This window comes from Planctomycetota bacterium, from assembly GCA_016872555.1.
In the GTDB taxonomy this organism is placed as follows: Bacteria; Planctomycetota; Planctomycetia; order Pirellulales; family UBA1268; genus F1-20-MAGs016.
The window spans coordinates 16,222-28,046 of the sequence record VGZO01000048.1; the positions used below are offsets into that span (position 1 = coordinate 16,222).

Annotated in this window: 13 protein-coding genes, 1 tRNA gene and 1 pseudogene; 7 read left to right on the top strand and 8 right to left on the bottom strand. The window is 72.8% G+C overall.

The window, feature by feature from the left end:
- From FJ309_14045 to FJ309_14075, 7 genes are all read right to left on the bottom strand, one after another.
- The gene (locus FJ309_14045) at window positions 1-351 is read right to left on the bottom strand and encodes a MoaD/ThiS family protein (GenBank protein ID MBM3955714.1); all 351 of its coding nucleotides are present in this window, start codon (window positions 349-351) and stop codon (window positions 1-3) included.
- Window positions 326-3,229 (bottom strand): FAD-binding protein, encoded by a 2,904-nt coding sequence (locus tag FJ309_14050; GenBank protein ID MBM3955715.1) that lies wholly within the window; start codon window positions 3,227-3,229, stop codon window positions 326-328. Before FJ309_14050 ends, FJ309_14045 begins: the two co-directional genes overlap by 26 nt.
- Window positions 3,230-3,250: 21 nt before the next feature.
- Window positions 3,251-3,760 carry a hypothetical protein gene (locus FJ309_14055; GenBank protein ID MBM3955716.1) on the bottom strand — a complete coding sequence of 170 codons (510 nt, stop codon included), beginning with the start codon at window positions 3,758-3,760 and terminating at the stop codon, window positions 3,251-3,253.
- A 91-nt stretch (window positions 3,761-3,851) separates the two neighbouring features.
- On the bottom strand, window positions 3,852-4,577 hold the full coding sequence (locus tag FJ309_14060) for a hypothetical protein (GenBank protein MBM3955717.1): 726 nt from the start codon (window positions 4,575-4,577) through the stop codon (window positions 3,852-3,854).
- 58 nt (window positions 4,578-4,635) lie between these two features.
- Window positions 4,636-5,259 (bottom strand): GTP cyclohydrolase I FolE, encoded by a 624-nt coding sequence (gene folE / locus FJ309_14065; GenBank protein ID MBM3955718.1) that lies wholly within the window; start codon window positions 5,257-5,259, stop codon window positions 4,636-4,638.
- Window positions 5,260-5,312: 53 nt separating this feature from the next.
- Entirely contained in the window at window positions 5,313-5,993 is a 681-nt protein-coding gene (locus FJ309_14070; protein ID MBM3955719.1) for a peptidase S16, read from the bottom strand.
- Window positions 5,994-6,010: 17 nt separating this feature from the next.
- Complete coding sequence (locus FJ309_14075) at window positions 6,011-6,409, bottom strand: DUF309 domain-containing protein (GenBank protein ID MBM3955720.1); 399 nt, start codon at window positions 6,407-6,409, stop codon at window positions 6,011-6,013.
- Here FJ309_14075 and nth point away from each other — a divergent pair, their 5' ends adjacent.
- The 4 genes from nth to aspS all read left to right on the top strand — a co-directional run bounded on the left by nth (window position 6,410) and on the right by aspS (window position 9,957).
- Complete coding sequence (gene nth / locus FJ309_14080) at window positions 6,410-7,168, top strand: endonuclease III (GenBank protein ID MBM3955721.1); 759 nt, start codon at window positions 6,410-6,412, stop codon at window positions 7,166-7,168.
- 92 nt (window positions 7,169-7,260) lie between these two features.
- Window positions 7,261-7,872, top strand: a complete 612-nt coding sequence (locus FJ309_14085) for a dCTP deaminase (protein MBM3955722.1) — start codon at window positions 7,261-7,263, stop codon at window positions 7,870-7,872.
- Between the two features lie 11 nt (window positions 7,873-7,883).
- Window positions 7,884-8,084, top strand: coding sequence for a hypothetical protein (locus tag FJ309_14090; protein ID MBM3955723.1), 201 nt, complete (start codon window positions 7,884-7,886; stop codon window positions 8,082-8,084).
- Between the two features lie 79 nt (window positions 8,085-8,163).
- Entirely contained in the window at window positions 8,164-9,957 is a 1,794-nt protein-coding gene (aspS, locus tag FJ309_14095) for an aspartate--tRNA ligase (GenBank protein MBM3955724.1), read from the top strand.
- Between the two features lie 9 nt (window positions 9,958-9,966).
- Here aspS and FJ309_14100 read toward each other — a convergent pair whose 3' ends face one another.
- Window positions 9,967-10,917, bottom strand: a complete 951-nt coding sequence (locus FJ309_14100; GenBank protein ID MBM3955725.1) for an aldose 1-epimerase — start codon at window positions 10,915-10,917, stop codon at window positions 9,967-9,969.
- Between the two features lie 111 nt (window positions 10,918-11,028).
- Between FJ309_14100 and FJ309_14105 the strand changes: the two genes are divergently transcribed.
- From FJ309_14105 to FJ309_14115, 3 genes and pseudogenes are all read left to right on the top strand, one after another.
- Window positions 11,029-11,102: transfer RNA gene (locus FJ309_14105), tRNA-Val, on the top strand.
- A 138-nt stretch (window positions 11,103-11,240) separates the two neighbouring features.
- Window positions 11,241-11,483: a hypothetical protein gene (locus FJ309_14110; GenBank protein ID MBM3955726.1), complete on the top strand. Its 243-nt coding sequence runs from the start codon at window positions 11,241-11,243 to the stop codon at window positions 11,481-11,483.
- Window positions 11,467-11,547 (top strand): annotated as a pseudogene (locus FJ309_14115) (toxin-antitoxin system toxin component, PIN family protein). The gene FJ309_14110 and the pseudogene FJ309_14115 overlap by 17 nt, the downstream one beginning before the upstream one ends.
- Window positions 11,548-11,825 lie beyond the last annotated feature (278 nt).

The following is an 11,825-nucleotide window of genomic DNA, read 5'->3' on the forward strand; positions in this document are numbered from 1 at the left end:
TCAGCCTCCGCTTACCGGCGGAATCACCGCCACCGTCGCGCCGGGGGCGACGCGCTCGTCGTCGGCCGCATACCGATCGCCGTGGGCGAAGGCGCTGCGGGCGAGCAACGGCGCCAGCGCCGGGTAGCGCCGTTCGAGGGCACGGCGCAGCGCGCCGACGTCGCCGTCGGTCCAGGGGATGGCGACACGGCGGCAGCCGGCGGCGGCGGCGATGCCGGCGAACAGTTCGACGACGACCGTCGGCCCGGCCTCGGGCGCGGCGGCGGACTCGAGGGGCGTGGCGGGCTGGGGCATCGCTGGCTGCGGGTTGGGCGCCGTGCCCCGATCAGGACCGACCCGACGGGCCGTCATCGGAGACGACGCCGCACGCGCGGGCCAGGAGCTTCACCGGGTGGACGGTCGGCTTCGGCGTCGACTGCTCCATTTGTATCCGGCAGGCGGAGCAGTCGGTAGCGCCGATGTCGACCGTCCCGGAGCGGACGGCGGCCAACAGCCCGCGGCCGATCCGCAGGCTCGTCCGGTAGTGGCGGCGGGCGAGGCCGAAGGTGCCGGCCATCCCCGAGCAGCCGCGGTCGGTGGCGTCGACCGACAGGCCGGGCACGAGGCGGAGGAGCTGCTCGGCGGGGCTGGCCACGCCGGCGACGCGCACATGGCACGGGGCGTGGTACAGGACGCGCTGCGCCAGCGGACGGACCGGGGCCGGGAGCCGCCCGTCGCGGTGCAGTTCCCAGAGGAACGTCGCCGCGTCGCAGGTGGCGGCGACGACGCGCTGCGTGTCCTCGTCGTCGACGAGCCGCGGGTAGTCGTGGCGGATGCAGGTCACCGCGGCCGGCTCGGGGCACACGATCCGGTAGCCGAGGCGGACCGCCTCGGCGAGGATCCGCACGTTCCGCGTCGCCACCCGCCGCGCCGCGGCGACGTCGCCGGCGGCGATCAGCGGCATCCCGGCCGACACCTGCCGGGGATCGACGAACACCCCGACGCCGCTCCGCTCGAGCAGCGCCACCAGTGCCTCGGCGAGCTCCGGATCGTGGCGGCGGGCGAAGGTGTCGAGGAACAACAGCACGCGCGGCCCGCCGCGGCGCGAGGGGCGCGTCAGCCCGCGCCCCGCCGCCCAGCGGAGCGTGCGGTTGCCGGTGAACGGCGGCAGCTTCCGCCCCATCGCGATGCCGAGGAGCTTCTCCGCCAGCCAGCGGGCCCGCGGGCTCTCGAGCAGCGCGTTGGCCAGCGGCGCCATCCGGCCGCCGAGGGCCGACACGCCGTCGATCCGCGACAGCAGCCAATCGGTGACGCCGAGGCCGTTGGCGGCGACGTGGGCCCCGCGGATCTCCGTGACCAGTGCCGGGATGTCGACACCGGCGGCGCACCCGCTGGTGCACTGGTGGCAGTGGAAGCAGGTATCGGCGATCGCCGACACCGCCTCCCCTGCCACGGTGCGCTTGTCGACGCGCCCGGAGACGATCGCCGCCAGCAGGTTCGCCTTGGCGCGCGGCGAGGCCTCCTCACCGGGATGCTCGCGGAAGCGCGGGCACATCCGCTGCAGCGGCGACTCGCCACGGCAGCTCCCGCAGCCGTTGCAGGCCTCGACCTCCGCGAGCAGGTCGGCGGCGCTCCACGAGAGCACCGGCAGCGCCGCCGCCGTGGCGGCCGGCGGCGGACCGGCCGCCGGATCGGGGAGCGTGCGGAACGGAAATGCCTCCGCCGCCGGGCCCGCGACGCGCCCCGGGTTCATGATTCCCGAGGGGTCGAACAGCGCCTTGATCCGGTCGCCGACCGCGGCCAGCTCGGGGAACCCGTGGCGGAAAAACGGCGTCCGCGACAGGCCCAGCCCCTGCTCGCCGCCGACGGTGCCGCCGAGCGCGAAGACCTCGGCGTACAGCGCCTCGGCGAGCGGCACGAGGCGCTGCGGGGCGCGTGGATCGACGAACGGCCGGACATGGAGCTGGCCGTGCGCCGCGTGGCCGAACAGCATCACCGTGGCGGCATGCTGCTTGAGCAGCGCCTGCATCCGGCGGAGGAACTCCGGCAGCTCCGCCGGCGGGACGACGATGTCCTCGACGAACGGCACGGGCCGCTCCGCGCCGCGGACCCCGTGGAGCGTCGACACCACCTGCCGGGACAGATCCCAGAACAGCGCGACGTCGGCGGCGTCCTCGGCGCGGCGGACGTCGATGCACAGCTTCCGCGGCCCGTCGACGAGGCGGATCGCCTCCTCGAGCCGGCCCGCGGCCGCGCGCGGATCGGGCGCGGAGAACTCCACCAGCAGCCCCGCGTCGGCGACCGGGGGGATGAGCAACTCGAAGGCCACGCGCGCGTCGCGGGCCAGCGCCAGGTGGCGCTTGTCGAACAGGTCGCAGGCACTCGGCCCGAGCGGTGCCAGCCGCAGCGCGGCCCGCGCGGCGGCGTCGAGCGACTCGAACAGCACCAGCGCCACGGCACTCCCCGGATCGGCCACAGCCGTCGCCAGCGTCGCCTCGGTGACGATCCCGAGCGTTCCCTCCGCCCCTCCCAGCAGCCGCGGCAGGTCGACGACGCCGTCGTGCACCACGTCGGCGAGCCGGTAGCCGCCGTGCGACCGGCGCCCGGCCGGCTGGTCGCGCTCGATCACCGCGCGCGATCCGGCGATCACCCGCGCCACCCCGGCGGCCAGAGCCGCCGGCCCCTCCGTGGCCGCCGCGGCGGCAGCTTCGCCGACCGGCGTGAATTCGACGATCGTGCCGTCGGCGAGAACCACTTCGGCGGCACGGAGCCGGGACCGCACGGAGCCGTGGCGCGGCAGCCGGCTGCCGGAGACGTCGCGGCCGATCATCCCGCCGACCGTCGTCACCCACGGGTTGGGGGGATCGGGGCCGAAGCAGCGGCCGACCCGGGCGAGGTGCTGTTCGAGGTGGCCGGCGACGACGCCGGCCTGGACGCGGATCGTGTCGGCGCCGGTGTAGACGACCCGCCGCAGGTGCGCCGAGCAGTCGATAACGACGCCGGGCCCCAGCGCCCCACCACAGAGGCTCGTGCCCGCCCCGCGGGGATGGACCGGCACGCCGTTCTCCGCCGCCCAGCGGACCGTGGCGGCGACGTCGGCGGTGGAGCGCGGCTTGACGACCGCCAGCGGCCAGACCTCGAACAGGCTCGCGTCGGTGGCGTAGAGGCTCCGCGCCGGGGCGTCGCAGAGCACCTCGCCGGCGACCACGCCCCGGAGATCTTCCGCGATCCGTTGCCGCTCGAGGTCCATGGGGCTGCCGGGGGGCGAACGTCAGGGGCGCGGGGATTCCCGGGGAGCGGGCTGGCGTGCCCCCTCGCGGAGCCGGGCCACGGTTTGCCGGTGCCGTTCGTGGGTCTCGAGGTCGAACCCTCCGAACCGGCCCCGGCCGGCACCCCGGTAGCGGGCCCCGCAGCGGTAGCAGGCGAGGCAGTCGGGGACGACGAAGAACAGCACGACGTCGACCAGCGCCGTGCCGAACAGGATCGCGAACGTCAGCCACATGTCGCGCCACGCCCAGGCGAGGCAGCTCCCCGCCAGCCCGGCGACGACGATCCCGACGCCGAGCCGCTGGGGGAAATCCTTGCGCACGAAAAGATCGGCGCTCGGGCAGACCAGGCAGCGCGAGACCTGCGCCAGGCCATCGGCGCTGCCGCCGACGACAGCATCGGCCGGTGGCACGAGCCGGCCGCCGCACGCCGGGCAACCGATCGGGCCCAGGGGCTCCGGCACGTCGGCGACGACGGCGGCATGGCACGAAGGGCAGGTGTAGGCGACACGCATACGGCGATCGTAGCAGGGCGTCGGCCCCCGGCCTGCGCTCCCCTCCCGGGGGCCTGGGCCCCGGACGACCGCACGGAAGGGGCCCGACCGCTCACGCGACCGCGGTCGGCAGCGCCAGGAGCCGGGCGGCGAGGTCGCCGGTGATCGCCGCCAGGCAGGCGACGTAGAGGATTCCGGTGGCGCTTTGGGTATTGGGGATGGCGAGCGTCTGCCGGCTCATCACCAGGAGCACCGGCAGGCCGACGATCCCACCGATCCCGCGCAAAGCCTCGAGCGCCAGCGTGGCCCGATCGGGCGGCTGCGACGAGGAGACGGTGGCGAGCATCCCGAGCAGGCCGGGGAGGGCCACGCACGCCTCGATCCCCCAGGCGACGAGGGCGACGTCGATCATCCGGCGGAGGACGTCGACGCGCATCCCCGGGGCGTTGAGGTACCAGTGGCCGAGGAGCATGGCGTGGAGCGTGAGGCCGACGAGGGCCCCCGAGACGAGGGCCACCGGTCCCTCCGTCCACCCTCCGCGGAGCAGGGTCGCCGTCGCCAGGAGCTTCATGCACGCCAGGCAGGCGACGATGCCGCCGCGCGTGCGACCGGCGAGCCAGAGGATCCCGCCGATCCAGGCGATCACCGCCGCGGCCGCGGGAAGGAGCCACTCCGCCCCGGCGCCGGCCAGGGCCAGCGCCGCGAACGTCGCCCCTCCCATGATCACCAGGAGGTTGACGCGGAAGAATCCCGCCGGCACCGCGGCGGCCGGCGTCAGCACCAGCCCGAGTGCCATCCCGAAGCCGGTGCGGAGGAGGAAGTCGACCAGCAGGTTCATCGTGCCGTCGCCTCGCCTTTTCGTCCGTCCGCGGCCGCCGCGCCGCCGCCGGCATCGCTCATGACGACGCGCGCCCGTGGATCAGCGCGAGCACCTCGGCGCGGCTCGAGACGTTGGCGCGGAACAAGCCCTTCATCGCCGACGTCACGCACAGGCTGCCGGGCTTGCGGACGCCGCGGATCGTCATGCAGGTGTGGGTCGCCTCGACGACGACCGCCACCCCCTTGGCGCCGAGATCCTCCTCGAGCAAGTCGGCGATCGTCTCCGTGAGCCGCTCCTGCACCTGCGGCCGCCGCGCGACGACCTCGACGATCCGCGCGAGCTTGCTCAGCCCCAGGACGCGGCCGTCGGGGAGATAGCCGATGTGGGCCTTGCCCATGAAGGGGAGGAGATGGTGCTCGCACATCGAATGGAAGTCGATGTCCCGGACGAGGACCAGCTCGTCGTATTTCTCGGTGAACGCCGTGCGGAGGTGGACGCGCGGATCCTGGCGGAGGCCGCCGAACAACTCGGCGTACATCCGCGCCACCCGGGCCGGCGTCTGCAGCAGGCCCTCGCGGTCGGGATCCTCGCCGACGGCGAGGAGGATCTCCCGGACGGCGCGCTCGATCCGGGCGTGGTCCACGCTCCCAGGGAGCTGGCCGGGGGCCGACGACTGCTGGGCGGACGGGGATTGTGTCATGCGACGAGTCTACAACGCCGAACAAGGCGTCGCCGGCGACTTCGCCGGCCGCCTCAGTTGACGCTGAACGGTGGTGGAAACGGGCGCGGGCCCCGCTCCCGCGCCTGCATGGCCTCCAGCAGGATCGCACAGCGCTTCACGGCGTCGGTCTCCGCCAGCAGCCGCAGCTTCCAACCGACGTCGATCTCGAGGGTGTAGGCGACGATGTCGGTGAGCATCCCGAGGGTGATCTGGCTGCCGAGGAGTTGGTCGAGCTGGCCCTGGGCATCGGGGAGGCGCGGCAGGGCGCGTTTGAACGCGTCGAGGAGGCGCGCCTGCAGCCCCTTGGCGGCGGCGCTGGCCAGCGCCGGATCCTCCTCGGCGAGGATCTCCGCCTCGAACATGCGGAACGGCCGTGTCGGCGGCAGCTCGTCGCCGAGCCGGATGCGGCGGACGCCGAGGAGGAGGACGTTGTACGTGCCCTGCGGGGTGCGCTGGTGGGTGGCGATCCGGCACAGGCAGGCCAACGGCTCGAGGGGCGGGCGGCCGGGGGCGGCCTCGTGGCCGGGGGAGAGCGTCGCCAGGGCCATCAGCCGGTCGTCCTCGACCGCCTCCTCGAGAAGCGCCCGGTAGCGCGGCTCGAAGACGTGCAGCGCCTGCATGACGTGGGGAAACATCACCAACTCGGGCAGCGGGAACACGCGTGCCCGGCCGCTGAACTGGTCGTTGGTGAAGACGAGCGGCTCGTCGGACATGGCGCGGGGGGCGGCGGTCAGGCCGCCGGCGGATCGAGGTGGATCTCCGGCAGACGCTCCGGATCGACCTCGATCGGGGCGTCGTCGGTGCCCTCGAGCAGCTCCGCGAGGCAGTCGTCGAAGGCGCCGAGGAACCGGGTGAGGTCGAGACCGAGGTGGTGGGGAAGATAGGGCTCGAGGTATCCCCGGGCGGTGCCGTGGAGTTTGCGGGCGCCGCGGAGATTGCCGTTGCCGAAGTGGAACAGGGCCACAGCCACCTGGATCAGCCCCTGGTAGAACTTCCGCGACGGCCCGCGGTCGTCGGTCCAGAGCTCCTCCCAGAGCTCGTGGCTCTCGAAATAGTCGCACTCGTTGAACTTCTCGATCCCCGCCAGATACAGCGGATGGTAGTCGGGCGGCGGCTCGTTGGTCCCCATATGGCATCCCGGCGCGGCGAGCGGAAACCTTGTCATCGTAGCACCCCCGGCCCTCCGGCCGAGGTGCGCCCCCGCCGCCCGGGGCGCGAATCGGCCGCGTCCCGCCGCCACCGCGCCCTCGAACTGTGCCGGCGGCTCGAAGCCCTCTACCCCGGGGCCCGCTGTTCGCTCGATTTCGCCTCGCCGTTCCAACTCCTCATCGCCACGATCCTCTCGGCGCAGTGCACCGACCGCCGCGTCAACCTCGTCACCCCCGGGCTGTTCCGGCGTTGGCCCGACGCGGCGGCGCTGGCCGCGGCCGACGCCGCGGCGCTCGAATCGGTGATCCGCAGCACCGGGTTTTTCCGCGCCAAGGCGCGCAACATCCGGGCCTGCTGCCAGGCGCTCGTCGAGCGCAACGGCGGCGCCGTCCCGGAGACGCTCGCCGAATTGGTCGCCCTGCCGGGCGTGGGCCGCAAAACCGGCAGCGTCGTCCTCGGCAGCGCGCTGGGAAAAGCCGAGGGCGTGGTCGTCGACACGCACGTCGGCCGGCTCGCCCGCCGGCTCGGCCTGTCACGGGCGGGCGACGCCGTCCGCGTCGAGCGCGACCTGATGGCGGTCGTCCCGGCGGAGGAGTGGATCGTGCTGTCGCACCGGCTCATCGAGCACGGCCGCACCGTCTGCGCGGCCCGCACACCCCGCTGCAGCGGCTGCACCCTCGCCGATCTCTGCCCCCGCGTGGGAGTCGGTCCCGGCCGCGGAAAACGGCCGCCTCGCTGACAGCCGTACCGCGACGACGTACAATCCGCGACGGCGATGGGGGATCGCCGCCCCCGAATCGGCTCGACCCGTCCCCGCACGGAGCCCGCCCGATGATTCTCTCCGGCCACGAGATCCGGCAGCAGCTCGGCGGCAACATCCACATCGATCCGTTCGACGAGTCGAAGCTCAATCCCAACAGCTACAACCTCTCCCTCCACGACGAACTGCTCGTCTACGAGGAGGTGGTCCTCGACATGCGGAAGAGCAACCGCGTCCAGCGGGTGCGGATCCCGGCCGAGGGGCTCGTGCTCGCCCCCAACCAGCTGTATCTCGGGCGCACCGTCGAGCGGACCGAGACCCACAACCTCGTGCCGATGATCGAGGGGCGCAGCTCGATCGGGCGCCTCGGCCTGTTCGTCCACGTCACCGCCGGGTTCGGCGACGTCGGGTTCTGCGGCTACTGGACGCTGGAGATGTTCGCGGTCCAGCCGGTGAAGATCTATCCCGGCGTTTCGATCTGCCAGATCTTTTTCCACCAGATCCACGGCGCGATCACCGAATACTCGAGCGACAAGTACCAGAACAACCGCGACATCCAGCCGAGCCTGTTGTTTCGCGAGCTGTCGGCTGGCCCCGGCGACGAGGCGCAGCTCGAGCTCGACTTCAACGCCGAGCGTGCCGCCCGGCGCCGCGCCGCCTCCCCCACCCCCGTCCCGCGCTGACGAGCCCTCCGATGATTTCCAAGCTGCTGGCCTGGATCGTGCTCGCCCTGTCACTCGTCGGGGTCGTGCTCGGCCTGGTCGCGGTGTTCGGCGGCAAGGCGCTCGGCCCCGGTTTGCCGGGCCAGTTGGTGATGTGGGGCCTGGTGCCGTTGGTGGCGGTGGCGACGCTGGTCTCCCTGGCGCTGCTCGCCGTCGGGGGCAGGGCATCGTGAGTCGGGCGGGGCCCCTTCCCCCGCCGTGCCGGGGCGGTCACACTGCCACTCCCGATTTCCCGACCAGAAAGGACCGTCCGTGCTGCGCACGCACTCCTGCGGTGAGCTCCGCCTCTCCCATGTCGGCCAGACGGCGACCCTCTGCGGCTGGGTCGACCGGGTGCGCGACCACAAGGGGGTGATCTTCATCGACCTCCGCGACCGCTGGGGGCGGACGCAGGTGGTGGTCGGTCCCGAGAGCCCGGGCGCGACGCTCGCGGCCGCGAAGACGGTCCGACCGGAGTGGGTCGTGCGCGTCTGCGGCACGGTCGGCGCCCGTCCCGAGGGGACGATCAACCCCAAGCTCGACACCGGCACCGTCGAGCTGTCGTGCCTGTCCCTCGAGGTGCTCAACGAGGCGGTCACGCCCGTCTTCCAGCCTTCGGCCACCGACCTCCCCGGCGAGGAGGTGCGCCTCGGGCACCGCTGGCTCGACCTGCGCCGGCCGGCGATGCAGCGCAATCTCCTCCTCCGCCACCGGATGGTGAAGATCATGCGCGACCACTTCGACGAGCTCGGGTTCGTCGACGTCGAGACGCCGATGCTCGGCAAGAGCACTCCCGAGGGGGCGCGCGACTACCTCGTGCCGGCCCGGCTCGAGCACGGCTCGTTCTTCGCGCTGCCGCAGTCGCCGCAGCTCTACAAGCAGCTCCTGATGATCGCCGGCTTCGACCGCTACGTGCAGGTGGCGAAGTGCTTCCGCGACGAAGACCTCCGCGCCGACCGGCAGCCGGAGTTCACCCAGCTCGACGTGGAGATGAGCTTCGTCGAGGCCGACGACGTGATCGGGGTCATCGAGCGGCTCGTGCAACGCAGCGCCCGCGAGATCCTCGGGCTCGACGTCCCCCTCCCCCTGCCGCGCCTCTCCTGGGACGAGGCGATGGAGCGCTTCGGCCACGACGCCCCCGACCTCCGCTACGGCCTCGAACTGGTCGATCTCGCGGCGGCCGTGGAGGGGTGCGAGTTCCGCGTGTTCAAGTCGGCGCTCGACGCCGGCGGTCGGGTGCGCGGGATCCGCGTCCCCGGGGCGGCGGCGAAGTTTTCGCGGAAGGAGCTCGACGACCTCACGGCCGTGGCCGTCGAGGGGGGTGCGAAGGGGCTGGTGTGGCTCAAGCTCGAGGAGTCGGGCGAGTGGTCGGGGCCGGTGGCCAAAAACCTCGGCCCCGCCGCAGCGCCGCTCCGCGCGGCGCTCGGCGCGGTGCCCGGCGACCTGGCGCTGGTCGTCGCCGATTCGTTCGACGTCACCTGCAAGGCGCTCCACATGCTGCGCAAGCGGCTCGGGGCGGCGCTTGGTCTCTACGACCCGCAGGCGATGCACTTCTCGTGGGTTGTCGACTTCCCGATGTTCGCCCGCGACACCGAGTCGGGGGGGTGGGCGGCGATGCACCATCCGTTCACGGCGCCGCGCCGTGCCGACCTGGCGCTGCTCGACACCGACCCGGCCGCCTGCCGGGCGCAGGCCTACGACCTGGTGATCAACGGCTCGGAGGCGGGCGGCGGCACGATCCGGATCCACGACCGGGCGACGCAGGCCAAGGTCTTCGGGCTCCTCGGCATCTCGGCGGAGACGGCGCGCGAGCGGTTCGGATTCCTGCTCGATGCCCTGGAGAGCGGCGCTCCGCCCCACGGCGGCATCGCCCTGGGCATCGACCGCTGGATCATGTTGTTCGGCGGCCTCGACAACATCCGCGACGTGATCGCCTTCCCCAAGACGCAGAAGGCGAGCGACCTGATGACCGGCGCCCCGGCTCCGGTCGAGACCAAGCAGCTCGCCGAACTGGCGATCCGCGTCGTCCTGCCGCCGAAGCCCGCCGCTCCGGGCAAGCCCGCCTGACGCGCGCCGTCAGCGGCCGCGTTCTTCGAGCACGAGCGTCATCCGCGCTTCGAGCGACTCGCCGGCGGCGAGGATCCGCCAGCCCCGGCGGGTGTCGAACGCCGCGCCGCCGGGAAGGCAGGTGTAGGGCTCGATGCACACGCTGCGGCGGTGCGGTGGCGTGAACAGCACGACCGTCCCCGAGCCGGAGTCCTGCTCGACGCGCAGCGCCATCGGCCCGGCCGGATCCACGTAGCGGCTGGTGATCACCCCGCCGGCCACGTCGAGATCGGTGAACACGTCGTCGAATTCGAGCGCTCCGATCGGCACCGCTCCGGGAAACGCCACCCGGCGGTCGGCCGGCACGAGCGGGCCGGCGGGGAGCCAGTCCGTCTGCGGCTGCCAGGTGCGCGCCGGCACGTCGAGCCGGCAGGCGGCCGCGTCCCCGCCGGGCACCAGCGGCAGCGGAAAATACGGATGGAGCCCCAGAGCTGCGGGCATCCGTCCGAGGGCCTCGAGGTGCAGCCGGCAGTCGAGGGCCGCGGCCGACAGCGACCAGGTGACGCGGAGGACGAAATCGGCGGGCCAGCGCGGCCGGAGATCGGGGGCGTCGTGCGACAGCCGGTATTCGGCGGTCACGGTGCTGTCGGCGCGCTCGATCACGCGCCACGGCCGTTCGTGTACGAGCCCGTGGATCGGCCGGCCGAGCTTGTCTTTCCCTTCCAGTTCGATCGACCGTCCCTCGAACGCCATCGTCGTCGTGGCGAGGCGGCCGGGGTAGGGGCAGAGGATCGGGATTCCGCCCGACGTCGGCCGTGCGCCGCTCTCGAGATAGCCGTCGGGCACCCACACCACCTGCCGCGCCCCGGCACCGCCGTCGAGCCAGGCCGGACCGCACGCGGCGCCGCGGCCGACCACGATCGTGGCCCGGGCCTGCGACGAGGGAGCGGTCAATTCGACGACGGCGGGGGGAGTGCTCATGGCGGCATGATACCGCTCCGGCACTGCCGCGCGACCGGCCGCGGCGGATCGACTATGCTCGTGGATCGGCTGGAGGAGCACGTGCTACGGCAGCACATGCCGCGGCAGCGCGGGCGACTAGCTCAATTGGTCAGAGCACCTCGTTTACACCGAGGGGGTTGGGGGTTCGAGTCCCTCGTCGCCCATTGGCCGGGTCTGCGAAACCGGCACGATTCTCGGGGTTTTCGCCGTAAGCCGAGTCTTCACAGCGGGTTCTGTTTTTCGGTGCGATTCCCTGCCAGACCCCGCGGGAACGTGCTGCGCTGCACAATTCGAGGAAGGCGATGACAACCATCGAGATCACGCTACCCGAGGCGCTGGCGAAGGAGGCAGCCGAGGAGGGATTGCTCGAGCCGCGCGCGATCGAAGCCTTGCTCCGCGAACGCCTGGCATCCACTCGCATCGCTCGGATGCAGCAAGCCCGCGCGAAGCTGGCGTCGCCGTCTCCGATGCCGATGACGGCCGCTGAAGTCGAAGCCAAAGTCAAGGCGTACCGCGCGGAGCGACGCCGTGCGAGTGGTGCTTGACACCAACACCGCCGTGTCGGGCCTGCTCTGGGGTGGTGTGCCGGGGCAGTTGATAGATGCCGCCCAGTGGTTCCCGGTCGTCATCCGCCGGGCGCTGGCCGCCCGGGAACAGGGGTTTCCCGCGGAGCCGATCCCCGACGGCCAGTTCCGCAGCCGGAGCAAGCAGTTCCGCCGGTCACGGAAGGAGTATCGCAGCGTCCCATAGGGCGACACGCCGCGAAGCATCGCCGCCGCTCACAGCGGCGGCGACGCCCCGGCAGGGAACCATCCCCTGCCGGGGCACACGCCGACCTCACTCCCACCCGCAATCAAAAGGGGACAAAGGGACAAAGCGACAAAGCT